This is a genomic window from Bradyrhizobium sp. NBAIM18 (assembly GCF_020193825.1).
In the GTDB taxonomy this organism is placed as follows: domain Bacteria; phylum Pseudomonadota; class Alphaproteobacteria; order Rhizobiales; family Xanthobacteraceae; genus Bradyrhizobium; species Bradyrhizobium yuanmingense.
The window spans coordinates 19,971-45,069 of the sequence record NZ_JADYVO010000023.1 but is presented as its reverse complement, the minus strand read 5'-3'; the positions used below and the strand labels follow the sequence as shown (position 1 = coordinate 45,069).

The 25,099-nt window shown below is 65.2% G+C and carries 21 protein-coding genes; 10 read left to right on the top strand and 11 right to left on the bottom strand.

Annotation, left to right across the window (positions count from 1 at the left end; genetic code table 11):
* The first annotated feature begins 37 nt into the window (after positions 1-37).
* The 3 genes from I6F17_RS32225 (at position 38) to I6F17_RS32215 (ending at position 5,176) form a co-directional block, all read left to right on the top strand.
* A complete protein-coding gene (locus tag I6F17_RS32225; protein WP_225130886.1) occupies positions 38-2,101 on the top strand; it encodes a hypothetical protein in 2,064 nt (687 codons plus the stop codon).
* A gap of 143 nt (positions 2,102-2,244) precedes the next feature.
* Positions 2,245-2,652, top strand: coding sequence for a DUF2946 family protein (locus I6F17_RS32220; protein WP_225130884.1), 408 nt, complete (start codon positions 2,245-2,247; stop codon positions 2,650-2,652).
* Positions 2,653-2,797: 145 nt separating this feature from the next.
* Positions 2,798-5,176: a TonB-dependent receptor gene (locus I6F17_RS32215; protein ID WP_225130882.1), complete on the top strand. Its 2,379-nt coding sequence runs from the start codon at positions 2,798-2,800 to the stop codon at positions 5,174-5,176.
* A gap of 279 nt (positions 5,177-5,455) precedes the next feature.
* On the opposite strand, the gene I6F17_RS32210 is transcribed toward I6F17_RS32215, so the two are convergent.
* From I6F17_RS32210 to I6F17_RS32200, 3 genes are all read right to left on the bottom strand, one after another.
* Positions 5,456-5,971: an N-acetyltransferase gene (locus I6F17_RS32210; RefSeq protein ID WP_225130880.1), complete on the bottom strand. Its 516-nt coding sequence runs from the start codon at positions 5,969-5,971 to the stop codon at positions 5,456-5,458.
* 92 nt (positions 5,972-6,063) lie between these two features.
* The gene (locus tag I6F17_RS32205; protein ID WP_036013795.1) at positions 6,064-7,005 is read right to left on the bottom strand and encodes a glycosyltransferase family 2 protein; all 942 of its coding nucleotides are present in this window, start codon (positions 7,003-7,005) and stop codon (positions 6,064-6,066) included.
* Positions 7,006-7,092: 87 nt separating this feature from the next.
* Entirely contained in the window at positions 7,093-7,584 is a 492-nt protein-coding gene (locus I6F17_RS32200) for an NUDIX domain-containing protein (RefSeq protein WP_036013806.1), read from the bottom strand.
* A gap of 108 nt (positions 7,585-7,692) precedes the next feature.
* Here I6F17_RS32200 and I6F17_RS32195 point away from each other — a divergent pair, with 108 nt between their 5' ends.
* Positions 7,693-8,577: a metallophosphoesterase gene (locus tag I6F17_RS32195; RefSeq protein ID WP_225130927.1), complete on the top strand. Its 885-nt coding sequence runs from the start codon at positions 7,693-7,695 to the stop codon at positions 8,575-8,577.
* Between the two features lie 108 nt (positions 8,578-8,685).
* Here the strand turns inward: I6F17_RS32195 and I6F17_RS32190 are convergent, their stop codons facing one another.
* The 3 genes from I6F17_RS32190 to I6F17_RS32180 all read right to left on the bottom strand — a co-directional run bounded on the left by I6F17_RS32190 (position 8,686) and on the right by I6F17_RS32180 (position 11,339).
* On the bottom strand, positions 8,686-9,240 hold the full coding sequence (locus I6F17_RS32190) for a hypothetical protein (RefSeq protein WP_036037088.1): 555 nt from the start codon (positions 9,238-9,240) through the stop codon (positions 8,686-8,688).
* Positions 9,241-9,424: 184 nt separating this feature from the next.
* Complete coding sequence (locus I6F17_RS32185) at positions 9,425-9,634, bottom strand: hypothetical protein (RefSeq protein WP_036013800.1); 210 nt, start codon at positions 9,632-9,634, stop codon at positions 9,425-9,427.
* Positions 9,635-9,704: 70 nt separating this feature from the next.
* Positions 9,705-11,339, bottom strand: coding sequence for an isocitrate lyase (locus tag I6F17_RS32180; protein WP_225130878.1), 1,635 nt, complete (start codon positions 11,337-11,339; stop codon positions 9,705-9,707).
* 230 nt (positions 11,340-11,569) lie between these two features.
* On the opposite strand from I6F17_RS32180, the gene I6F17_RS32175 reads away from it, so the two are divergent.
* Positions 11,570-13,015, top strand: a complete 1,446-nt coding sequence (locus tag I6F17_RS32175; protein WP_036013804.1) for a short-chain fatty acyl-CoA regulator family protein — start codon at positions 11,570-11,572, stop codon at positions 13,013-13,015.
* A gap of 179 nt (positions 13,016-13,194) precedes the next feature.
* Here I6F17_RS32175 and I6F17_RS32170 read toward each other — a convergent pair whose 3' ends face one another.
* Positions 13,195-13,488 carry a hypothetical protein gene (locus I6F17_RS32170; RefSeq protein WP_036013813.1) on the bottom strand — a complete coding sequence of 98 codons (294 nt, stop codon included), beginning with the start codon at positions 13,486-13,488 and terminating at the stop codon, positions 13,195-13,197.
* A gap of 227 nt (positions 13,489-13,715) precedes the next feature.
* Between I6F17_RS32170 and I6F17_RS32165 the strand changes: the two genes are divergently transcribed.
* Complete coding sequence (locus tag I6F17_RS32165; protein ID WP_225130876.1) at positions 13,716-14,516, top strand: hypothetical protein; 801 nt, start codon at positions 13,716-13,718, stop codon at positions 14,514-14,516.
* A 165-nt stretch (positions 14,517-14,681) separates the two neighbouring features.
* Entirely contained in the window at positions 14,682-15,032 is a 351-nt protein-coding gene (locus I6F17_RS32160; RefSeq protein ID WP_036013820.1) for a hypothetical protein, read from the top strand.
* A gap of 203 nt (positions 15,033-15,235) precedes the next feature.
* On the opposite strand, the gene I6F17_RS37975 is transcribed toward I6F17_RS32160, so the two are convergent.
* The 3 genes from I6F17_RS37975 to htpX all read right to left on the bottom strand — a co-directional run bounded on the left by I6F17_RS37975 (position 15,236) and on the right by htpX (position 17,552).
* On the bottom strand, positions 15,236-15,628 hold the full coding sequence (locus I6F17_RS37975) for a DUF3551 domain-containing protein (protein ID WP_346657042.1): 393 nt from the start codon (positions 15,626-15,628) through the stop codon (positions 15,236-15,238).
* A 208-nt stretch (positions 15,629-15,836) separates the two neighbouring features.
* Positions 15,837-16,478 (bottom strand): tetratricopeptide repeat protein, encoded by a 642-nt coding sequence (locus I6F17_RS32150; RefSeq protein ID WP_193375055.1) that lies wholly within the window; start codon positions 16,476-16,478, stop codon positions 15,837-15,839.
* A gap of 135 nt (positions 16,479-16,613) precedes the next feature.
* Positions 16,614-17,552, bottom strand: a complete 939-nt coding sequence (gene htpX / locus I6F17_RS32145; protein WP_225130874.1) for a zinc metalloprotease HtpX — start codon at positions 17,550-17,552, stop codon at positions 16,614-16,616.
* 287 nt (positions 17,553-17,839) lie between these two features.
* Between htpX and I6F17_RS32140 the strand changes: the two genes are divergently transcribed.
* Both I6F17_RS32140 and I6F17_RS32135 read left to right on the top strand, forming a co-directional pair.
* The gene (locus I6F17_RS32140) at positions 17,840-19,186 is read left to right on the top strand and encodes an HlyD family secretion protein (protein WP_225190461.1); all 1,347 of its coding nucleotides are present in this window, start codon (positions 17,840-17,842) and stop codon (positions 19,184-19,186) included.
* The gene (locus tag I6F17_RS32135; RefSeq protein ID WP_225131890.1) at positions 19,183-21,123 is read left to right on the top strand and encodes a glycosyltransferase; all 1,941 of its coding nucleotides are present in this window, start codon (positions 19,183-19,185) and stop codon (positions 21,121-21,123) included. The genes I6F17_RS32140 and I6F17_RS32135 overlap by 4 nt, the downstream gene beginning before the upstream one ends.
* Before the next feature lie 35 nt (positions 21,124-21,158).
* Here the strand turns inward: I6F17_RS32135 and I6F17_RS32130 are convergent, their stop codons facing one another.
* Positions 21,159-23,483: an AI-2E family transporter gene (locus tag I6F17_RS32130; RefSeq protein WP_225131891.1), complete on the bottom strand. Its 2,325-nt coding sequence runs from the start codon at positions 23,481-23,483 to the stop codon at positions 21,159-21,161.
* 278 nt (positions 23,484-23,761) lie between these two features.
* Here I6F17_RS32130 and I6F17_RS32125 point away from each other — a divergent pair, with 278 nt between their 5' ends.
* Positions 23,762-25,063, top strand: coding sequence for a lytic murein transglycosylase (locus tag I6F17_RS32125; protein WP_225131892.1), 1,302 nt, complete (start codon positions 23,762-23,764; stop codon positions 25,061-25,063).
* Positions 25,064-25,099 lie beyond the last annotated feature (36 nt).

Below are 25,099 nucleotides of genomic sequence, written 5' to 3'. Positions count from 1 at the left end.
ACAAGCCCGGCCATGACGATGCCCAGAGAGTGACGCCATGAACTACGGTATCGCGTTCACACCGCTTGTTCCTACTATCGTGCTGTGGCTCGCGCTCGCCGCGATCGTCATTGTCGCGCTCGTGCTGCTGCTGGCGCGCGCGCGGGGGGCCGCGGTGCGCGTGGCCGCGCTGGCGCTGTTCCTGCTGGCGCTTTCCAATCCCTCCTTCACCCGCGAGGACCGCGATCCCCTCACCTCGGTCGCCGCTGTTGTCGTCGACAAGAGCCCGAGCCAGAACTTCGGCAACCGCAATCGCGAGGCTGCGCAAGCGCAGGAGGCGCTGGTCGACAGCCTGAAGAAGATCAAGGGCCTCGAGGTCCGTGTCGTCGAAGCCGGACAGGCCGACGGCGAGACCGACGGCACCAAGCTGTTCGGCGCGCTGGCCTCGGCCTTGGCGGACGTCCCGGTGGACCGCGTCGCCGGCGCGTTCCTGATCACCGACGGCCGCGTCCACGATATTCCCGCGAACGCCGCTGCGCTCGGCTTCCAGGCGCCGGTGCACGCGCTGGTCACGGGCCAGAAGGACGAGCGCGACCGCCGCATCGCGATCACCGCCGCGCCGCGCTTCGGTATCGTCGGGCAGAGCCAGACCATCTCCTACCGCCTCGATGACCAGGGTGTCACCGGCGAGCGCGCCAAAGTCACGGTCCGCCGGGACGGCGAGGTCATCAATGAGCGCACGCTCTCCAGCGGCCAGGCCGCGAGCGTCGACGTCGACATCAAGCATGCCGGGCCGAACATCGTCGAGATCGAGGCCTCGCCGCTCGAACGCGAATTGACGCCGGTGAACAATCGCGCCGTCGTCGCCATCGACGGCGTGCGCGACAAGCTGCGTGTGCTGCTGGTCTCGGGCGAGCCGCATTCGGGCGAGCGCACCTGGCGCAACCTGCTCAAGTCCGACGCCAGCGTCGACCTCGTGCATTTCACCATTCTGCGCCCGCCGGAGAAGCAGGACGGCACGCCGATCAACGAATTGTCGCTGATCGCGTTTCCGACCCGCGAGCTGTTCCAGCAGAAGATCAACGAATTCCAGCTGATCATCTTCGACCGCTACGCCCGCCAAGGCGTGCTGCCGATCCCCTATTTCGAGAACATGGCGCGTTATGTGCGCGCAGGCGGCGCCGTGCTGGTCTCGGCCGGCCCCGACTATGCCTCGAACAGCAGCATCTGGCGCACGCCGCTCGATTCGGTGCTGCCGGCCGAACCCGTCGGCGTCACCGAGAAGCCGTTCTATGCGCATCTGTCCGACCTCGGCAAACGCCATCCCGTCACGCGCGGGCTGGAAGGCTCCGCCAGCGAGCCGCCGCGCTGGAGCCGGTTCTTCCGCACCGTCGACACCCGCAATGCGGTCAACCCGCCCGTCATGACCGGCGTCGACGGCAAGCCGCTGCTGTTCCTGTCGCGCTTCGGCGAGGGCCGCGTCGCGCTCCTGCTGTCCGACCACATCTGGCTGTGGGCGCGCGGCTATGAAGGCGGCGGTCCGCATCTCGACCTGCTCAGGCGGATGTCGCACTGGCTGATGAAGCAGCCTGATCTCGACGAGGAGGCGTTGCGCCTCCAGGTGCAGGGCAAGGACCTCGTCGTGGTGCGTCAGACCATGGCGGACAGCGTCCAGCCCGTCAGCGTGACCTCGCCGTCGGGCGTGTCGCAGGATCTGACGCTGAGCGCCGGCGATCCCGGCGAGTGGCGCGCCAGCCTGCCGGCGAGCGAGCTCGGCCTGTGGCAGGCGACCGACGGCACGCTGAAGGCGTTGATCAATGTCGGCCCGACCAATCCGAAGGAATTTTCGGAAGTGACCTCCACCGTCGATACGTTGAAGCCGCTGACACAGGCGACAGGCGGCGATGCCGTGCGCGTGGCCTCTGGCTCGAGCGTCGAGCTGCCGCGCATCCTGCCGGTGCGCTCGGTCGGCATGTTCCACGGCGATGGCTGGATGGGCGTGCGGATGCGCGATGCCAGCGTCGTGAAGGGCGTCGGTGTGCTGCCGATCTTCGCCGGCGTGATCGGCCTGCTGCTGCTGCTCGGCGCGTTTGCGGCGACCTGGGTGCGCGAGGGGCGGTAGTTGCCCGAACGACACATCGGCTTGGCGGCTTGCATGCGCCGATCCCCCCGCCGTTGACATCGGTGAACCGGTCGGGCGATGTTATACTATAACATCGCGGCGTCCTGGGATTGACGCCTCGGTGTGGGGGTGGCGTTTTCCAGATGAAGTGGTTCCGGTCGAATAGCAGGCACGGCGCCCGGCTCGCGTTGTTCGCGATGCTGGTGCAGCTCGCGCTGACGTTCGGCCACAGCCATTGGTTCGCGCAGGCCGCGCCTTTTGCTCAATCATCGGTCCAACACATCGAAGGCGGCGCCAAGGACGTTGCAGCGACCGACGGCGCCGTCGTCGAGAAGCAATCGCCCTCAAGTCCCGACCGCGAGCATTCGCGCGACGAGAGTTGCGCCATCTGCGCCATCATTGCGATGGCGGGTGCGATCGTGTCGGCGACGCCGCCCGTGCTGCTGCTACCGCAGGCGATCGAGCTGCTCAGGCGCAGCCTCGACGCCGAGTTCGCTCATCTGACATCGGCCGGCACGGCGTTCCAGCCGCGCGCCCCTCCTGCGTCCTGACTCCAACGCTTGATCACGCCCAGCCTCGCCGCGCATCGGCAAGTGCCTGGGAGAAGTTGAAGTCGAATTCCGTCGCATCGCGACGGCAGGCCGCCTCCGATCAGCAGAGCATCATCCGGACGGCGCCTTAAGTGGAATCAGGACCATGTCATTTCAATTGCGGCGCGCGCAGCGCCTTGGCGGAGCAAGCCTGCTCCTGCTCGGCGCCGCCGCCACACCCGCCTTCGCTCAAGAGCCTGCCCAAGACAAATCATCGACCGAGCTCCCCGCCATCACCGTAACGGCGCCAAGCCCGATCGTACGCAGAGCAGTGGTGCCGTCGCGCAATGCGGGCCGCGGCACCCGCACCGCGCGGGTGCGCAGTCGCGAGCAGACGGCCGAAGCGGCACCGGCGGCCCCGGTGCCTGCCGCGCCTCAGCAAGGCGTGCTGCCAGTTGTGACCGATCAGTTCGCGACCGTCACCGTGGTGCCGAACGAGGAGATTCGGCGCAACGGCGGCGGCACGCTCGGCGATCTCCTGTTCTCCAAGCCCGGCATCACCGGCTCTGAATACGCACCCGGTGCATCGAGCCGCCCGATCATTCGCGGCCTCGACACCAACCGTGTCGGCATTATCGAGAACGGAACGGGCAGCAACGGCGCGTCCGACCTCGGCGAGGATCACTTCGTGCCGATCGATCCGCTGGCAACCAACCAGGTCGAGGTCATCCGCGGACCGGCGACGCTGCGCTACGGCTCCACCGCGATCGGTGGTGTGGTCAGCGCAACCAACAATCGCATTCCGGATGCCTTGCCGTCCTGCGCGGCGCCCTTTCCGACTTACGGACTCCCGACCAAGGCGCCGCTGGCAAACGTTGGATCGCCGGGCTGCATCACCGCGGAAACACGGACGGCCGTGACGTCGGTCGATCGCGGCACCGAAGGTGCCGTGCTGCTCGACGCCGGCGGCGGCAACTTTGCCTTCCACGCCGATGCCTTTGGCCGCAAGGCCGGCGACTACAACGTCCCGAGCTACCCGTTCTTGACCGACCCGACGCTGCCGTTCAACGGACGCCAGCCGAATTCGGCATCGCAGGCCTACGGCGGATCTGTCGGCGGCTCCTACATCTTCGACGGCGGCTACGTGGGCGCGGCGATCACGCAGCACAACGCGCTCTACCACATTCCCGGTATCGAGGGCAGCGAGTTCCTGACGCGGATCGACGGACGACAAACAAAATTCACGACCAAAGGCGAATATCGGCCGGACGCGGCGGCGATCGATGCGATCCGGTTCTGGGCCAGCGCCACCCGCTATAAGCACGATGAGGTCGGGCTCGCCGACTCCGCCGACCTCGGCTCCCTCGGCGTGAGACAAACCTTCACCAACAAGGAACAGGAAGGCCGCGTCGAGGTGCAGCTTGCGCCGTTCGACGTCCGCTTTGCCGCGCTGACCACCGCTGTGGGCGTTCAGGCCTCGCACCAGAAGCTGACCGCGCCGAGCCCAGACGATCCAGGCAGCCCGGTCAACGGACTGTTCGATCCGAACAAGAACACAAAGGTCGCCGGGTACATCTTCAACGAGTTCAAGTTCAGCGAAGCCACCAAGACCCAGATCGCCGGGCGCGTCGAGAGCGCAAGGTTGAGCGGCACGGCGCCGGCCTTCGTCCCCGATGTGTTCGACCTCGCCGTCGATCCGGCCGCGATCGGCCCAGCAATTGCGGTCAACCGCAACTTCACGCCGGTGAGCGGGAGCGTCGGCCTGATCCACAACCTTCCCTGGGATCTGGTCGCCAGCATCACCGGCCAATATGTCGAGCGCGCGCCGAAACCTGCGGAATTGTTTTCGCGCGGCGGCCACGATGCCACCACCACTTTCGACATCGGCAATCCCAATCTCGGCATCGAGACCGCCAAGTCGGTCGAGGCGGGGCTGCGACGGGCGGTCGGACCGCTTCGCTTCGAAATCACCGGCTACTACACCAAGTTCAACGGCTTCATCTACCGGCGCCTGACCGGCAACACGTGCGAGGACGGCGTTTGCCAGCTTGGCGCGGGCCTCGAGCTGAATCAGGCGGTCTATTCGCAGCGCGACGCGACATTCCGGGGCGGCGAATTCCAGTTCCAGTACGACGTGATGCCGGTCTGGAACGGGATCTGGGGCATCGAGGGTCAATACGACATCGTGCGCGCGACCTTCGACGACGGCACCAACGTGCCACGCATTCCGCCGCAGCGGCTGGGCGGTGGTGTGTACTATCGCGACGCCGAATGGTTCGCCCGGATCAACCTGCTGCACGCGTTCGCGCAAAATGACATCGCACCGATCGCGGAGACGCCGACGCCCGGCTACAACCTGCTAAGGGCCGAGGTCAGCTACAAAACGCAGCTCGATCAACGTTGGTTCGGCGCGCGCGAGATGCATGTGGGGCTCGTCGGCAACAACCTGCTGAACGAAAACATCCGCAATGCCGTCTCCTTCAACAAGGACCAGGTGCTGTTGCCCGGCATCGGGGTCAGGGCGTTCGCGAACTTCAAGTTCTAGGTAACGACACGCGCCGTCATTGCGAGGAGCCCTTGCGACGAAGCAATCCAGACCGCCTCCGCGGAAAGACTCTGGATTGCTTCGCTGCGCTCGCAATGACGGAGTATGACGCGCGCAGCCGCGCGTCTTCTCGACGGTCTCTTAGCCGGATGAGATACGAGCAGTGTCGTAGCCCGGATGGAGCGTAGCGTAATCCGGGGTTCTCTCGTTGCGGAAGACCTTCCCGGATTGCGCTGCGCTCCATCCGGGCTACGGCGTTTCCAACGACGCGCGCCGCTCCTATGTCCGCGCTTTGCTCCAGTCGGGGCCGACCGCGCCCGACACGCCCTCGAAGGCGCCGTCGACGAGCTCGAACACCAGGATGCGCGCGGCATCGACGGGACCCGGCATGGTGACGCGGCCCTTCGGCACCTGTTTGAAGCCGACGCGGCTGTAATAGGGCTCGTCGCCGACCAGCAGCACGAGGCGGTGGCCTTTTTCCCTGGCGTCCTTCAGCGCGCGCTCCATCAACTGACGGCCGATGCCGCGATCGCGGAACGGCGGCTCGACGGTGAGCGGCCCGAGCAGCAGCGCCGGCGTTTGGCCGATCAGAATCGGCAATTGCCTGACGGAGCCGACCAGGAGCGTGCCGATACGGGCCGTGAAGGACAGTTCGAGCAGATGGTCGACGTGCTCGCGGATCCGGTAGGCGCTCAGCACGAAGCGGCCGGGGCCGAAGGTGCGTTCGTGCAGCCGCTCGATCGCCTGAGCGTCGCCGGCGGCTTCGGGAAGAATGGTCAGTGAGAGATCGTTCATGTCAATTCGCGGAGTAGCACTTGCGCCTGCGAAGGTCCATGGGCGGCGGCGGTGCCCCGTTTACCTCCCGGCGGGAGAAGTGCAAGCCTGGCTCAACCTGCGTTCCGTTTCGACGCCGGCTGGGACAGATAGGCCAGCATCTTCATCTCCCGCCGCCCTCGCGTCACCGTATCGAGCACGAGCCCTGACGACACCGACAGCAAGGCCATGATCATCAGGCCCATCGACAGCACGGCAGTGGGCAGGCGCGGCACGAGGCCGGTTTCGATGAAGGTGATCACGATCGGAATCGCGAAGATGATCGACGCCAGCGCCAGCAGGATTCCGATCACCGTGAAGAAGCGCAACGGCCGCTCGCTGCGATAGAGCTTCAGCATGGTGCCGAGGATGCGAAAGCCGTCGCGCCAGGTGTTGAGCTTGGAGAACGAGCCTTCGGGGCGCGCATAATAGGGCGTCTCGACCTCGGCAACCGGCAGCGACAATTCCAGCGCATAGACCGCAAGCTCGGTCTCGATCTCGAAGCCGTCGGAGAGGACGGGAAAGGATTTGACGAAGCGGCGCGAGAACACCCGGTAGCCGGACAGGAGGTCCTTGAAAGCGTGGCCGAAGGTGTCGGACAGGAAGCCCGTCAGCATGCGGTTGCCGGTGCGGTGGCCGAGCCGGTAGGCAGCCTGGACCTGATCGACGCGAAGCCCGACCACCATGTCGAGATGCTCGTCGAGCAGCTTGTCGATCATGATGGGTGCGCTCGGCGCATCGTAGGTGGCATCGCCGTCGACCAGCACATAGACGTCGGCCTCGACGTCCGCGAACATGCGGCGCACGACGTGACCCTTGCCCTGCCGGCGCTCGCTGCGCACGATCGCACCGGCTTCGCGCGCGACCGCGGCGGTCCGGTCGCGCGAATTGTTGTCGTAGACGTAGATCTCCGCCGCGGGCAGCGCCTTGCGGAAATCGGCAACGACGGTCGCGACCGCGGCCTCCTCGTTGTAGCAGGGCACCAGCACCGCGATACGAAGTTGCGTTGTGGTCATCAGGGCAGCACTCCGAGGCTTGTCGGCTCGCGCCCGAGCGGCGTGGCCTGCCGTGCGCGTCGAGCGGGTTACTAGCACAAGCTGCCCTCAGCGCCACGTCGCAATCACGGGCCTGCCATCGAGCACTTCGGCGATCCGCAGCCGCGTGCCGGGCGTGGTGCCCTCGGGCAATGCGGCATTGTCGAAGAACCCGCATTCGACGATCTCGCGGTTGGGCTCAGGGACGCGGTCCTGCCTGAACTGCCTGACCACGTAGACCGCGACGTGGTCGCGGCGGGAGACGTGGCTATTGAGGAAGACGCCGTGCAGGATCGCCTCGCCGGTCAGATCGATGTCGCCCTCCTCCTTGAGCTCGCGCCGCAATGCCTCTTCCATGGTCTCGCCGAAATCGACGCCGCCGCCAGGCAAATACCAGCCGCTGACGTAGCTATGCCTGACCAGGAAGACACGATTGTCGGCATCCAGCACCACGGCACGGACGCCGAGCGTCATGCCGCGGACGAGCAGGAAATAGCCGTGCAAGAACCGCCGCAGCAGCGGCTCGGCTTTCCGTCGGGCTCGGTTCAGACGTTCTCCCATCAGGCTCCTTGACGCCCCCTGTTTCAGGCCCTGCTTGCGCGGGGCGCGCGACCTTGCCATTACAGCGGAGCAATAGCGAGGCATTCGCGCGCCATGACTCCCTTCACGCTGGCTCCCTTCACGCTCGCCCACCTGTCCGATCCGCATCTGGCGCCTTTGCCGAAGCCGCGGCTGATCGAGCTCGCGGGCAAGCGCGTGTTCGGCTATGTCAACTGGACGCGCAACCGCCACAAGTACCAGCGCCGCGAGGTTCTCGACGCGCTCGTCGCCGACATGAAGGCGCAGGCGCCCGACCACATCGCAGTGACAGGCGATCTCGTCAACCTGGCGCTGGAGGCCGAGTTCGCGCCGGCGCTGGCCTGGCTCGAAAGCGTCGGCCCGCCCGACCGCGTGACCGCGATCCCCGGCAATCACGACGCCTATGTCAGCGCGACGCGCCATCGCTTCGGCGAGACGTTCCTGCACTACATCGCCGCGGACACACCCGGCGGAGCAGCCTTCCCAGCGGTGCGCCGGCGCGGGCCGTTGGCGTTGATCAGCCTGTCCACGGCGGTGCCGACCCTGCCGCTGATGGCGACCGGCACGCTGGGGCGCGATCAGCTCGCCGCGCTCGCGGAGGTGCTCGAGCGACTCGCCGCGGAAGACGTCTTCCGCGTGCTGCTGGTGCATCATCCGCTGAAATCCAGCGCGCGGGCGAAGCGGATGACGGACGCGCCGGAACTGCTGGGACTGTTGAAGCGCCACGGCGTCGAGCTGGTTCTGCACGGGCACGACCACATTCATTCGACGATGTGGTTCGAAGGTCCGAACGGCAACATTCCCGCGCTCGGCGTGCCGTCGGCCTCCGCGCTGGCGCACGGACGTTATCCAGCGGCGGCGTATAATCTGTTCACCATCGAGAAGGACAATGCCGGCTGGCGCTGCGAGCAGACGGTGCGAAGCCTCGGGGCTGGATTTCAGATCGGACAGATCAAGCATGTGCGGTTGATCTAGACCGCGGTCGTCATTGCGAGCGCAGCGAAGCAATGCAGGAATCTCTCCGCAGAGGCAATCTGGATTGCTTCGTCGCAAGGGCTCCTCGCAATGACGAAGGAGAGAGCCTCACCAGCTCCGCAAGACCGCAAGCACTGCCACCCCGAACAACGCGGCAGCGCCGAGCACGAAGCCGAACACGAATGGCCACAGGCGCGAGCGGCGCGGCGGCGCGGCAGTCGGGGCCTGCGGTTCGGGCGCGACCACCATCGCCCGCTCGCGCTCGACCATGCGGCGCGCGACATAGTCGGTGACGGCCTCGACGATCACGGCGGTGTCGTGCGATTCCGCGAGCACGATGCGGCCGAAGCGGGTGTCCTGGACGAAGCGGTACATCCGCTTGTCGCGCCCCATCACGATGTGGGCGACGACGTCGATCCACAGCCGCGGCGTATCGCCCTGGCTGATGCCGCGGTCGAACAGGTCGATCTGATCAGGCACCTGCGCGAACAGGGGATCGAGCGCATCGTTGAGGATCTCGAGCCGCGCCACCTCGGCGTCGCGCAAATCGACCACGACGCCGGTGCGGTCGGCCGCCTCGATCCGCGCGCGCAGCAGCGCATCGCGCAGCCGCACCGGGCGCGGCTGGCCGGGATCGGTCCCGCTGGTCTCGGGCTCTGACATTGTCGGCCTCGTCCTCGACTTATCCCCATTAACCTATCAGCAACCAAACCCTCCGCAAAGACCTACAATTCCAGAGACTTACGGCGCCCACAGCCGTTTCACCTGTGCCAAAAACAGACGATCCCACCCAGGCAGGGCCTGGATGGGACCATCCGTCCTTGGACGTCTTCTTAAGTCGGGGCGATCAGGCCGAGACCCGCGAGGGCTCTTCCACGATCGAGAAGCGGACGCCGGCCTTGTGACGGCTTTCTTCCGAGACTTCCTTCCAGCACTCTTCGGCTTCCTTGCGGGTCTTGAACGGACCTTTGACCTGGGCCGAGCCTTCCACGAGCTTGTGGAAGTTCATCGAACCGAACTCGCCGCCGATCACCCAGAAATTGCTGCCTTTGGTCATTGTCAGTCTCCTGTTGAGGTGCGTGACCGGCCTGGACTCAACCTGGCTTCCAGACCGGTCCGATCCGCCGTTAGCCGAACTGGTTCATCGTGTTGTGGACGCCGCCCGCCTTCAGCGCAGCTTCGCCCGCGAAGTACTCCTTGTGGTCGTCGCCGATGTCGGAGCCGGCCATGTTCTGGTGCTTCACGCAGGCGATGCCCTGACGGATCTCGGCGCGCTGGACGTTCTTGACGTAGCCCAGCATGCCCTGCTCGCCGAAATACTCGCGGGCGAGATTGTCGGTCGAGAGCGCGGCCGTGTGATAGGTCGGCAGCGTGATCAGGTGGTGGAAGATGCCGGCGCGCTTGGCCGAATCCGCCTGGAAGGTACGGATGCGCTCGTCGGCTTCCTTCGCCAGCGGCGTGTCGTCGTACTCCGCCTTCATCAGCTCGGCACGGTTGTACTTGCTGACGTCCTGGCCCGCTTCCTTCATCGCGTCGTAGACCTGCCAACGGAAGTTGAGGGTCCAGTTGAACGACGGCGAGTTGTTGTAGGCGAGCTTGGCGTTCGGCACCACCTTGCGGATGCGGTCGACCATGCTGGCGATCTGCTCGATATGCGGCTTCTCGGTCTCGATCCAGAGCAGGTCGGCGCCGTTCTGCAGCGAGGTGATGCAATCGAGCACGCAGCGGTCTGCACCGGTGCCGGGGCGGAACTGGTAGAGGTTGGAGGGCAGCCGCTTCGGACGCATCAGCTTGCCGTTGCGGTTGATGATGACGTCGCCGTTCTTGGCGTTCTCCGCGGTGATTTCCTCGCAATCGAGGAAGCTGTTGTACTGGTCGCCGATGTCGCCGGGCTTGTGGCTGACGGCGATCTGCTGCGTCAGGCCGGCGCCGAGCGAGTCGGTGCGGGTCACGACGATGCCGTCTTCGACGCCGAGCTCGAGGAAGGCGTGGCGGCAGGCGCGGATCTTCGCCAGGAAGACGTCATGCGGCACCGTGACCTTGCCGTCCTGGTGGCCGCACTGCTTCTCGTCGGAGACCTGGTTCTCGATCTGTAGCGCGCAGGCGCCCGCCTCGATCATCTTCTTGGCGAGCAGATAGGTCGCCTCCGCGTTGCCGAAGCCGGCATCGATGTCGGCGATGACGGGGACGACATGGGTCTGGAAGTTGTCGATCTTCTCGATCAGCTCCTTCTCGCGGGTCTTGTCGCCTTCCTTGCGTGCCTTGTCTAGGAGGCGGAAGATGTCGTTGAGCTCGCGCGAATCGGCCTGACGCAGGAAGGTGTAGAGCTCCTCGATCAGCGCGGGCACCGAGGTCTTCTCGTGCATCGACTGGTCGGGCAGCGGACCGAATTCGGAGCGCAGCGCCGCGATCATCCAGCCGGAGAGATAGAGGTAGGTGCGGTCGGTCTTGCCGCCGAAATGCTTCTTGACCGAGATCAGCTTCTGCTGGGCGATGAAGCCGTGCCAGCAGCCCAGCGACTGGGTGTACTTGGTGGGATCCTTGTCATAGGCGGCCATGTCGGCGCGCATCACGGCCGCGGTGTAGCGGGCGATGTCGAGGCCGGTCTTGAAACGGTTCTGCAGGCGCATGCGCGCGACGGCCTCCGCCGACACGCCGTTCCAGGTCGGCTGGGTCTCGAGGAGCGCCTGAGCCGCCTTGACCTCGTCCTGATACGAGGACGGACCCTGGAGGGTGCTGATACCGCGGGGCTGGTAATTCATGTGCCTGATCCTTTCGCTGAAGATGGCGAGGCAGCCATCGACATTCTTGACAATGCATTGCGAGATGCGTGTCAGAAGCTAAACGCGAAAAGGAAAAGTTCGTACAGATGGCTTGTTTTTTATTGGTGATGTCATGTAACATCTGAACGTGTAATACATGTCACTTTGTAAAATCTGTAAAAATAATAGGTCAACTATTCTGACCTTGGTTGAGTCTGGAGATCTGAGACATGCCCGCCGATTCCGGCAAGAAACTCTTCGTCGGCCCGCGCTTCCGGCGAATCCGGCAGCAATTGGGGCTGTCGCAGACCCAGATCGCCGAGGGGCTCGGGATCTCGCCCAGCTATGTCAACCTGATCGAGCGCAACCAGCGCCCGGTCACGGCGCAGATCCTGCTGCGGCTGGCCGAGACCTATGACCTTGACCTGCGCGATCTCGCCACCGCGGACGAGGACCGCTTCTTCGCCGAGCTGAACGAGATCTTCTCCGATCCCCTGTTCCGGCAGATCGACGTGCCCAAGCAGGAGCTGCGCGACCTCGCCGAGCTCTGCCCCGGCGTCACCCATGCGCTGCAGCGGCTCTACGCGGCCTATACCGAGGCGCGTCAGGGCGAGACGCTGGCCGCGGCGCAGATGGCCGACCGCGACGTCGGCACGCGCTTTGAAGCCAATCCGGTCGAGCGCGTGCGCGAGCTGATCGAGGCCAACCGCAACTATTTTCCGGAGCTGGAGCAGGCGGCGGAAAATCTGCGCGACGAGTTGAACGAGCCCGCCGAAGGGCTGTATGCCGCGCTGATAACGCGCTTGCGCGAGAAGCACTCGATCCAGACCCGCATCATGCCGGTCGACGTGATGCGCGAGACGCTCCGCCGATTCGACCGCCACCGCCGGCAGCTGCTGATCTCGGAGCTGGTCGATCCGCCCGGCCGCGCATTCCAGCTCGCCTTCCAGCTGGGCCTGGCGGAATGCGCGCAGGCGCTGGAGACCATCATCGGCCGGGCCGGCCCGCTGGACGATGCGCCGCGGCGGCTGTTCCGGATCACGCTCGGCAATTACTTCGCGGCCGCCGTGATGATGCCCTACCCGGCGTTCCTCGCGGCCGCCGAAGCGCTGAACTACGACATCCACGTGCTGGCACAGCGCTTCAATTCCGGCTTCGAGCAGGTCTGCCACCGCCTCACCACGCTGCAGCGACCGAATGCGCGCGGCATTCCGTTCTTCCTCTTGCGCGTCGACAATGCCGGCAACGTCTCCAAGCGTTTCTCCTCCGGCACCTTCCCGTTCTCGAAATTCGGCGGCACGTGTCCGCTCTGGAATGTGCATTCGACCTTCGACACGCCGGATCGCCTGCTCAAGCAGGTGATCGAGCTGCCCGACGGCACGCGCTATTTCTCGATCGCGCAGATGGTGCGCCGCCCCGTGGCGCCGCATCCGCTGCCGCAGCCGCGCTTTGCCATCGGCCTCGGCTGCGAGATCCGCCACGCCGCCCGCCTGACCTACGCCACCGGCATGGACCTGGAGAAGGCCGAGGGCACCCCGATCGGCGTCAACTGCCGCCTCTGCGAGCGCGAGAACTGCGCCCAGCGCGCCGAGCCACCGATCACGCGCACGTTGATCCTGGACGAGACGACGCGGCGGGTGTCGAGCTTTGCGTTCTCGAATGCAAGGGAGTTGTGAGGGAGCGGCTGCGCGTTCGACGGAAGGAGCACGCTACGCCCACCGCTGTCATGCCCCGCGAAAGCGGGGCATCCAGTACGCCGCGGCCCATCTGCTCAATCGTTGCTGCCGCGGAGTACTGGATCGCCCGCCTTCGCGGGCGATGACAGTTGAATGTGTGGTGATAGCGACGCGCCCAACTACGCCAACGTATGCACGATCACCGGTCCCGCCACGGCGCGGGCGTCGCCGGCGAGCAGCGGGCCGAGATCCTTCTCGATCCAGGCGATGGCGCGCTTGTTGGCTTCCTCCGCCTGCTCGAACTTGTCGAAGATCGAGATCGCGGTGACCGTGTCGTCGCCGCCATAGACGACGTAATAGGCGCGGAAACCGTCGACGTCGCTGATGATGGGAACGGCGCCGTCCTTGATGCGGCGCGTCAGCTCTTCCGCGCTCCCGCTTTTTGCCTTGGCCTGACGGATGGCGGCATACATGGCATCCTCCCCTTCCGGCTATGATGTGAGGGCCTCGAGCCCGGGCGTATGTTACGCCGAAGCGCGCAGCCGATCCACGCTTGGTTAACCCGACCCTAATCCGCCCGCGCGATCTGCAACCAACGGTTAAGCACGCCTCAACATCAGTGCCTTAGTCTCGCCGCACTCACTTTTCGCAAACAAGGGCGGCCTAATCTGCCGGGCGAAGTGACATCAGGGGGTTCACCATGCGCATTGCGTTGCTGCTGACCGCGACCATTGTCGGCGCGCTATTCGCCAGTCCAACCATCGCCGGGTCGCTCGATGCCGGCGCGGCGCAGCCGCTGCCGCCGGGCTTCCAGAGCTACCGCGGCTACATGTTCGACGTCTCCGAGAACCGCGACCGCAAGGATGTCGACAAGCTCACCGAGAACCTGAAGAGCCAGATCGACGTCGTCGAAGGCGTCGGCCTCTCTCCGCGCGTGCTGCGCTTCTTCCACACCGTTCCGATCGTCGCGAGCGAACTCGCCTGCCTCGACGAAGGCGCCGCCACCGCCTGCTACGGCCGGGTCACGCCGGACATGCAGCGCACCGCGCCCCGGACCCTGACGGTCTGGGACCCCACCAAGCAGCGCTGGACCAATCCCAATGCCGTCGACCTCGCGGTCGATTCGGGCCTCGGCGTGATCATGCTGCGGCCGGACATGATGCGCTACGAGAAGGAGGCCGTGCTGCTGCACGAGATGCTGCACGCCTTCCACGCGCGACTGCTGCCGGACGGCTACGCCAACAAGGGCGTGATCACCTACTACGCCCTCGCCAAGTCCAAGGACCTCTTGCCAAAGGAATCCTATGCGATGAAGAATCCCATGGAGTTCTTTGCGGTGACCGCCAGCATCTTCCTGGCCGGCAAGAGCGAATTCCACGATCCGAAGTCGCGCGAGGCGCTCAAGGAGAAGATGCCGGACTATTACAAATACCTGGTCGGCGTGTTCGGCTTCGACCCCGAGCCGGCGGCCTCGAACGGCCCGGTCGCCTCGCTGAAATGAGCGGACGGCGCCAAGCCAAGCCAAAGAGCCGCGCGAACAGCGCGGCTTTTTTGTTTCGCACGCTCGGTAAGCTGCGGATGACGCACAGCCGGGAATTGCCAAGCCGGGGTCCGATCTGCATAGTCCCGCCCGCATCGATACCGTTTTCGAAGGGGATGAGAGACCATGGCGGAAGCCGACCTGGATGTCGTGATCCGGCAATTGGCCAGACAGCTGCATACGGGCCTGATGACCCGTGCCAAGGAGCGGCGGGATCGCTTCAACAGCCTTGCGGCCAAGGCCAAGGGCAAGGAGACCGGCGAGCGCTTCAAGATGATGGCCAAGGCCACCATGGAGCAGGCGACTGCAGCCGCCAAGCGCCTGCAGATGTCCGCCGATAACGTCGCCGACAGCTACGCGCGGTCGATGCGCCTCGCCGCCAGCACGCCTGTTACGGTGAAAGCGGAGAAGAAGGCAAAGGACGAGAAGCCGGCGAAGAAGGCCGCAAAGAAAGCCAAAGCGAAAAAGAAGACGTAGTCGTTGCACGTTCCTGATTGCCGCCACGGGATTGGCGATCTGGAGGCTCGCCGGCCTGTCTCCCAATCATCTCCGGCTTGATCGGATCGCCGCGTTGCGCGTTTGCGACGCGCTCCCTCGCGGCCGCCGCAATCGGGCCGGCCGCGACCTCAACGATTCCTCCGCCCCTGGCATGGGCTGGTCGAACAGTCGAGCGACATCCCTCACATGTATTGCCTCACACTTTGGAGAAAGCGCTCTTTCTCGCCAGGCGCGTAACCTTGGGATGCCCCATAATAGGGTTCATTGAACTGATTATAGGGTACCGCCCGGTACTGGACCGGCGGCCTCGGTGGCGCGTAGGTCTGGCGATGATGCCGCCGAGCGTTTCCTCTCGCCGGAGGACCGGCGTAGTAGGGATTGAGGACGCACATCTGGCCGTTTGCCGACGCCCTGCATTGGTCCATCGTCGTGAAGCTGCATCGGTAGTATGGCGTCATTCCGCGAGAAACGACGTTCAAGCAAACGGGATAAGCCGGGTCATATCTTTGGGCCCGGGCATCTCCCGCTGTCAGGGCGATACTCACGGTCAGAATCGTCAAAGCCCATTTGTACATTGGAAGCTCCTCCAGGAGCGCACGACATGGATGCACTCTGGACCCTGCCGGTATTGATCCAACTCAATACTTGTTGAATTGGTTCATAAGCGCAGCAGACAGCCGCGACAGTCTCGCTTTCCGCATCTCCCACCGGCTCGCCGCTATGCGGCAAGCCACCTGTCCTAAAGACGTGAGAGGGTGCCGCCGCGAATGCCGCGCCAGATCCTCATCTTCGGGGCGCGGCCACCAGTGTCGGCTCGGCGCTGGCGAGTTCCGCGAGCTTGGCGCGCGCGGCCTCTCGCGCGTGACCGTCCTTGCCGGCGGGCAGCGCCAGCGCGGCTTCGAAATCGGCGCGGGCGTCGTCGGTCTGGCCGCGGGCGAGGAACGCAAGGCCGCGGTCGAGACGGGCCTGCGCATCGGAGGGGTCGAGGCGGACCGCCGTGCTGTAGCTCAGGATGGCGCGGTCGAGATCGCCCATTGCGGCGAGCGCGAGACCGCGCTGGTGATAAGGTGCCGCGCGCTTGGGATCGTGCGCGATCGCCTCGTCGTAATCCGCAATGGCAAGCTCGAGGTCGCCGTTCTGCCGGCGCGCCAGCGCCCGGTCGCGATAGAGCGAAGCGCGGTTGGGATTGAGGTGGATGGCTTCGTCGAAATCGGCGATCGCCCGCTTGAAGTCGCCGTGACGCAGCGCGATCCGTCCACGTCCCGCATAGGCGAAGGCGATCAGCGAGCCGCGCAGCGGCGAGAAGCCGATCACGGCCGAGCAGATGTCGGGATCATCCTCGTCGCCGCAATTGACGACCATGTGCGTGGACAAGCCGACGAGCACGCAAAGGACGATCAGCAATGGTACGGCAATTCTGGTCATCTTCGACGGTGGCCGGCAGCGCGCCAGCCACGCATCCCCTTTCGAAGGAATGGTCACGCCGAGGAGTTAACACTGGTCGGGGACCCCCCTGTGTGCGCCAGATCACAAAGCCAGACGCAATCCTTGCCGGCTCCGTCAGCCCCAGGGACTACGACGTGAGGAGGAGCGGCCCCACGGCCCGCGCGGTGGATAGTTCTCGTTGGCGCCGACCGACGGCGCCGCGCGCGCGCCGAGCTCGGCCGCCAGTTGCTGGAGCGCGGCGACGCGGTTCTGCGTCGAGGGGTGGGTGGCGAACAGGTTGTCCACCCCGTGGCCCGACAGCGGATTGATGATGAACATGTGCGCGGTCGCAGGGTTTCGCTCGGCCTCGTAGTTCGGGACCTGGTGCGCGGCGCCCTCGATCTTCACCAGCGCAGAGGCCAGCCACATAGGTTGTCCCACGATGCGCGCACCGAGATTGTCGGCGGCATATTCGCGGGTCCGGCTGATCGCCATCTGCACCAGCATGGCACCGAGCGGAGCGAGGATCATCAACAGGATCGAGCCGATGATGCCCGGACCACTGTTGTTGTCGCGATTGCCGCCGAAGAACATGCCGAACTGCGCCAGCATCGAGATCGCACCGGCAATGGTCGCGGTGATCGTCATCAGCAGCGTGTCGTGATGCTTGATATGCGCGAGCTCGTGCGCAATCACGCCGGCGAGCTCCTCGCGGCTGAGCTGGTTGATCAGACCGGTGGTGACGGCGACCGCGGCGTTTTCCGGATTGCGGCCGGTGGCGAACGCGTTGGGCTGGATCTCATCCATCACGAACACGCGCGGCATCGGCAGGCCGGCACGGCCCGCAAGCTCGGCGACGAGGCCGACCAGCTCCGGCGCGGTCGAACGATCGACCTCATGGGCGCCGTACATCGACAGCACCATGCGGTCGGAGTTCCAGTAGGTGAAGAGGTTGGTTGCGGCGGCAATGACGAGCGCGATCATGGCGCCCGAGGCGCCTCCGATCAGATAGCCGACGCCCATGAACAGGGCGGTCAGGCCAGCGAGCAGCATTGCGGTACGAAAATAGTTCATGGCCGTCTCCTGGGGCGGCCGCGGGCGAACCTCTGGCCGGCACCTTCGAAGTATGAATGCGGCCGCCGGCTGCAAGGTTCGTGCGTCGTGGAGCCGCAGACGCCAGCGGCGCCAGCCAGCCTTTCCGCCGCCACTAAAGCTTGACCGGGATTTGCGCAAAAACACACGCGGAGGCTTAGCAACCTGGAAAGCGCAATTTCCGCATAACTCGCGGTAACCGGGCACGCGGCATTGGCCTTGTGCATTGACCGGGTTCCCGTTGGCCTCCCGTCAGCAAGGTGACCGCCATGGTAGACCGCTCGAGCGCCGCCTCCGTCGCCCCCTCATCCGCCCCCTCCCCTCACGACGCCAGAACTGATGCGAAGGGTTTGCAGGACTCCCTACACGAGCAGCTCTTCACCAATGACGAGTCCGACCATGCTTCCACGTCGCAGAGCGGGCAAGAATCGGGACGCCGCTGGCCGTATCTGCGGCGCGGCGCCAAGGTCGCGATCGGGCTCGCCATCGTCGCCGTGTTCGGCTGGCTGCCGCTGCGCGCGATCTGGGAAAATTCGAGCGTCGAAGCCGTGCTAAATTCCCGCCTTGTCACCTTGCGCACCCCCATCGGTGGCCGCGTCGCGGCCGCCCAGCGCGTCACTGACCAGGCCAAGCTCGAAGCCGGGACCGTCGTCCTGCGCGTCTTCAACTCGCGCGGCGATCGCACCCGGCTCGACGATCTCCGGCGGCAGAAATCGCGCCTGGAGAACGAACGGCCCAGCCTTGCGGCGAAGCTCGCTTCGGCGCAGGCGGCACAAAAGGATCTGGCGCGGCAGGCCGCGCTATTTCGCGACGGACGCGTGCTCCAGCTCGAGGCCCGCATCGCGGAGATCCAGACCTCGATCGAGGCTGCGGCGGCGCGGCGGGACGAGGCCAGTGCCGCCGTCGAGCGCGCCTCCTCGCTGGCAAAATCGGGCAATGTCTCGACCGTCGAACTGGCACGTCTGACGCGCGAGCTCTCCGTGTCGCAACAGACCGAGCTCGGTGCGCGCAAGCGGCTGGACGCGGCCAAGGTCGAGCTCGCCGCGGCACGGAACGGATCCTTCCTCGGCGACAGCTACAACGACCGGCCAAGCTCGGTTCAGCGCGAGGAAGAGATGCGCCAGCGTGCCGGCGACCTCGAGGCCGATCTCGCGCGCACCGACACGGAGATCGCCTGGCTCGCCAACGAGATCATCGTCGAGGAGGTCCGGTTCGCGGATCTCACCGAAGCCAACATTACGACACCCGTCGCAGGCCGCGTCTGGGAAATGATGACATCGCCGGGCGAGGACGTGCAGGCAGGCCAGCCGTTGCTCAAAGTGCTCGATTGCAGCGGCGCCGTGATCACCGCCAATGTCACCGAGAACGTCTACAACCGCCTGCAGCTCGGCGACCACGCGACGTTCGAGCCCAATGACGGCGGCGAGCCGATCTCCGGCACCGTGGTCAACCTGACCGGCGCTGCCGGCGCGCCGGCCAATCTCGCCATCAATCCGGACGCGCTGAGCAAGGAGCCCTATCGTGTGACCGTGGCCTCGCGCGATGCCGCAGCTCGCGCCTGCACGGTCGGGCGCACCGGCCGCGTGGTGTTTGCACGGCACGAGACCGCACCGTGACGGCGGCGCTGACGCCCGGCCTGATCGCGCTCGGCGCCTTCATGGCGATCGTACCGCTGCTTAGGCGCGACAGCACGATGGCACGCTCGTTCCTGGCCATTGTCTCGGTGACCTTGCTGCTGCGCTATCTCTATTGGCGGATCATGTCGACGCTTCCGCCGCCGCGCCTGACCGTCGATGCCGTGATCGGCTACCCCTTCATGCTGCTGGAGGCGGCCTCGCTCGTCGCGGTCGCGTTGTCGCTGCTGTTCCTGAGCCGGACGCGCGACCGCACCGGCGCAGCGAAGGTCGACGGCCGCACCACCGATCCGGGCGCGCCGCTGATCGACGTCTTCATCTGCACCTACAACGAGGAACGAGGGATCCTCGAGCGCACGATCATCGGCGCGACGGGCATGGACTACGGCAATTACCGCGTCTGGGTGCTCGACGACGGAAGGCGGCCCTGGCTGCGGCGGCTGTCCGGCGAGCTCGGCTGCCACTATCTGACGCGACCCGACAACCAGCACGCCAAAGCAGGCAACATCAATCACGCACTGAGGCATGTCGGGGCGCTGCCGGAGCGGCCGCAGTTCGTCGCCATTCTCGATGCGGACTTCGTGCCGCGGCCCGATTTTCTTGCGCGCACCGTCTCGCTCATGGACGATGCGTCGGTCGGCGTAGTCCAGACCCCGCAGCACTTCATCAATCCCGACCCGATCCAGACCAACCTCGCCGCGACCGACGTCTGGCCCGACGAGCAGCGCTTCTTCTTCGACATCCTGCTGCCGGCCAAGGACGCCTGGGGCGTCGCGTTCTGCTGTGGCACCTCCTCCCTCATCCGCTATTCCGGACTGATGCGGATCGGCGGCTTTCCGACCGATTCGGTGACGGAGGACTATCTCGTCACGCTGCGCCTCAAGGAACGCGGACTCAATACGATCTATCTCAACGAGCGCCTGACGATCGGGCTCGCGCCGGAAGGGCTGAAGGAATACATCACCCAGCGCGCCCGCTGGTGCCTCGGCTTGATGCAGATCGTGCGCGGCCGCAGCGGACCGCTCTCACGGGACTCGAAGCTGCCCTTCATCGACCGCCTCTCGCTGGCCGACGCCTTCATGAGCTGGTCCGCGGTCTACACCTCGAAAGTGGCGGGCCTTGTGGTGCCCTGGCTGTTCCTGCTGTTCGGCATCCAGGCGGTACGGGCCGATCTGAGCGAGCTGTTGCGGATCTTTCTGCCCTTCTATGTCTGGAACGGCCTCAGCATGGCCTGGCTTTCGCGCGGCCGCTCGCTCGCAATGATGACGGATGTCTCCCAACTGATTGCCGCGCCTGCCGTGCTCAAGGCGGTGGCGACCGGCCTGTTGAAGCCGAAGGGACACAAGTTCAGGGTCACCGCGAAAGGCGGCGACCGCGACCGACGCTTCGTCGAATGGCCGCTGCTGCGCATCTACGGCTGCGCACTTTTCATCACGCTCGCATCCATCGCCTATGCCTTCATCCTGCAGCAGCGCGGCGAGAACATCGCCTATGGCGGACTGGCGCTGGCCTGGAGCTTCTACAACGCGTTCATCCTCACCGTGGTCTGCTTCGTCTGCATCGAGCAGCCGCGCAAGCGCAAGGCGGAGCGCTTCAATCGCAACGAGCCGGTGCTGCTGCGCCAGGACGGCAGGTCGCATCTGGCTCGGCTCGCCGATATCTCCATCACCGGCGCGCGGCTAATCGATCCCGATCCGCCGGCGCCTGGAAGCACCCTCGAGTGCCAGATCTACGGCCGCTCGATCGCGGCCATCGTGGTGCGGCGGACCATTGATGGATTTGCCGTGCGGTTCGCGGAAGGCATGGACACGCGCGTGCATGCAATCAGGGCGTTCTATGCCGGCGAATATGTTCGGGCCTATCGGGGCGTCAGGGCGCTCCCGGTCGGTAAGGCGCTGCTGATGCGGCTGTTCGGCTAGCGCCACTGTTAGCGGCAAGGTCGGCTTCCTCGCCGCTAGGGGGCGGGATGCACCTCTCTCGAGCTATCCGACTCGACGCCTGTGGCCACTCGAGCGCTCTGGATATCGATCATCAATTGCTTCGCCATCTCCTGCAGGCGGTCACGATCCCGGTCGGTGAACTCCCGCGGTTGAGTATCAATTACACAAAGGCAGCCTACAACATGACCGGATGAAGTCCGGAGCGGGACCCCCGCGTAGAAGCGAATGCCTCGCTCCAGCACATGCGGATCGTCGGCGAAGCGCGGGTCTTCGGTCACATCCTCCGAAACCAGCATATCGCCTGCAGCGATCACATGCGCGTCGAGGGAGCCCTCGTGATTGCTCGGCAGACCTGCTTGGACTTCTTGGGCGCGGGCTTCAGCGGCGGTTAGCTGAATATTATCGACCAATGTCACCAGCGCGATCGGAACGTTGAACGCTTGCGCGACCTTTCTGGACGCCTCATCCAGGTCCTGGCGTTTCGAGGCGTCCAAGCCAAGTCCGCGCAGCGCGGCGAGCTGCGCACGTTCGGCGTCGGCCGTGAGCTGGGGCGTATCGCCGAGAGCTGCCGCGCGACCGACCCATGCTTCAACCTGCTCGACGCATGCTTGGAGAGAGGCGAATGCCGCGTCGGCCGCCATCTGGGTCTTGAGCTCTCCCGTCTGTTCCGTTCCGGCGATCAAATTCCAGCAGCAGGCGGCAAGCTTCACCTGTGGAGCCCGACGGCGCAGGCGACGAAAGACATAGCGGGCGTAGACCTGCGGCTGCGGGTGAAAGTAGGACAGGCACACCACGTCGACCCCCTGGAGATCGAGTTGCTCCAATGCTCCCCGACTGACCGCGATCGGCGGCAAGACCTTGGCGCCGATGGTGCGCTCCTCGAGCACCTGCGCGAGCATCTCCGCCGCTGCATGATCGAGCTCCGTGCGTCCAGCGAGACAGAGGACGCATGGTCGCTGCGCGGTGTGATTTCCCTCGTCCACTGCATTCGCTTTTTCGCGGATATGGTCATCTACCTCCCGGACAACCGAAATAGCCGTATCCGCAACGAGACGCCGGTAATTGGTGTCGATGCTGCTGCGCTGACGATCATTCTCCGCCAGGCGCAGCGCCGGAATTCCGACGTTGTCGTACAGCTCGCGTGAGGAACACTCGTCGACATAGTTCTCGGCGAACTCAACCGCCTCCTCCAGGTTGCCGGCCAATAACCGCTGGTAGAGTTGCTCCTCCGGCGCGAGCACAGGGTCGCTGCCGAGCAGAACGCCCAAGAACTCCAATTGCGGGACGTAGCGCCCCATGACGACGAGGCAGACGGTCAAAGGTGTCGCCAGAAACAGCCCGACGGGTCCCCACAGCATCGTCCAGAAGATCGCGGCGATGATAATTGCGAGGGACGACAGCCCGGTGCTGGATCCGTAAAGCCAAGGCTCGACAACATTGTTGCTGACGAGTTCAGCCGTAACGAACAAACCGACGACCCAGAACAGCATCGTCCAGCCTGGATCGACGGCGATGGCCAGGGCAACGGGAAATATAGCAGCCAGGAAAGGGCCGAGGTAGGGAATGAATCGAAGTACCGCTGCGAGCAAGCCCCAAAGAATCGCGTTCGGCACGCCAACAAAGTAGAGTGCAACACCGATCGGCACGCCGTAAGTCAGATTGACAACAAGCTGCATCAGCAGATAGCGGCTGACCCGCGAGGCAGCATCGTTGATGGCCTGAGTACTCTTCTGAAGGTCACCGGCTCCGGCTAACTTGATGAATCGGTCGCGCAGGTCTTCGCGCTCGAGCAGCACGAAGATCACGAAAATGACGACCAGCCCGGAAGTCGCAAGCGGCGCCAGCAATGGACCTATGACCGATCGAATGAGCTCCAGCGGTCTCGGCTGTGGCGGCTCCACCCGCACGGTGACAGGCTCCCGACTCTCACTGCCGGTGCCAAGCCGGGAGGATGCAGCCGCCGACTTTTTCTCATCTCCCGAGATCTCTCTGCCGAGATCCTGCATCGTCGTGGTAACGGCGTCGACGACCCCGCCGCCCGGCGCGGAGCTTTGCAACGAGCGGATCTTCTCGGTGATGGTGGTCTGATAATTGGGAAGGTTGCTGGCGAGCTGGACCAGTTGGCGCCCAACGACCAAGGCGATCCCTGCGACGACGATAAAGGCAATGGAAACGGCAATTAGCACCGCTGCAATGCGGGGCACTTTCCAACGTCTCAGCCAATTGACCAAGGGCGTGAGAACGAAGCTCAGCAGGATCGCAAGGGCAAAGGGAACGAAGATTTCCCGGCCGAGATAGAGGGCTCCGATGGCTAGGACGATGCCGCCGGCCGTGAGCATGGGCGAGGTTGCGGCTCGCACGGCCGGTGTTCGTTGCGTCGACGCCGGAGGCAACTCGGCCACAGAACGAGCCTTTCCGTAACGGGTTCGACAGGTCAACCCCGATTCGGCGGGATTGATCCAACCGAGCCGATCGCTTGATTCCTGAATACATGCCCCCCTGTGCACCAAGAGGGGCGACCACCCGTCCTCCAGATGCAGGGTGGGGATGGCCTGGGGCGGCCGCTTCCCCTAAACTTCGGCCGAATCCACGCCTGCCCTTCCCCGCCGGAACCCCCATGGTCCAGACCCGATTTCCGATCGCGGCCGTCGCGCTTCTCGCATGCACGGCCACGGCACCCGCCCAAATGCTTCCGCCTCCGGCCAAGCCCGCAGCGCCGAAAGCGACAGCCCCCTCGTCGCGCGGGGCGTCGTGCCACAATGGCGCGAGCTTCGATCGCTTCCTGACCGAGGTGAAGCAACAGGCGGTGGCCGCCGGCGTGTCGCAGCGCACGATCGCGGAGGCATCGCCCTATCTTGTCTACGACCAGGGCATCGTCAACCGCGACCGCGGCCAGCGCGTGTTCGGCCAGCTCTTCACCGAATTCGCCGGCCGCATGGCCGCGGCCTATCGCATGCAGAACGGGCAGCAGCACATCAAGCAATACGCCGCCGCGTTTACGCGCGCGGAAAAGGAATACGGCGTGCCGCCCGCGGTGATCGCCGCGTTCTGGGGCCTCGAGAGCGATTTCGGCGCCAACATGGGCAATTTGCCGACGCTGAAATCGCTGGTGTCGCTGGCCTATGATTGCCGCCGTTCGGAGATGTTCGTGAACGAGACCATCGCGGCGCTGAAGATCATCGACCGCGGCGATCTGCATCCCGACGAGATGATCGGCTCCTGGGCCGGCGAGCTCGGCCAGACCCAATTCCTGCCCGTGCACTACGTCAACTACGCGGTCGACTTTGACGGCGACGGACGGCGCGACCTGTTGCGCTCGCCGGCCGACGTGATCGGCTCGACCGCGAACTACATCGCAAACGGGTTGAAGTGGCGGCGCGGCGAGCCGTGGCTGGAGGAGATCAAGGTGCCGCCGAACCTGCCGTGGGAAAAGACCGATCTCGCGGTACGCGAGCCGCGCTCAACATGGGCGCAACTCGGCGTCACCTATCCCGACGGCCGGCCCTTGCCGAACGACAATCTCGCAGCCTCCGTGCTGCTGCCGATGGGACGCTTCGGGCCGGCCTTCATGGCCTATCCGAATTTCGCGGCCTACACCGAGTGGAATAACTCGCTGATCTACGCGACCACCGCGGGCTATCTCGCCTCGCGCATCGCCGGGGCCGCGCCGATGCGCAAGCCGGCTGCGCCGGTCGCGCAGCTGCCGTTCAACGAGCTCAAGGAATTGCAGCAGCTCTTGGTGCGCGCCGGCTTCAACGTCGGCAAGGTCGACGGTGTGCTGGGGCAGCAGAGCCGCGCCGCGGTGAAGGCGACGCAGATCAAGTACGGCCTGCCGGCGGATTCCTGGCCGACCGCCGAGCTGCTTGCGCGCATGCGGGGCAGCACGGCGCAGGTCCTGCCCCAGACGACGGTGCGGTAGAATTTCGCATCGCACAAGCGACTTTCCGCGATTGCA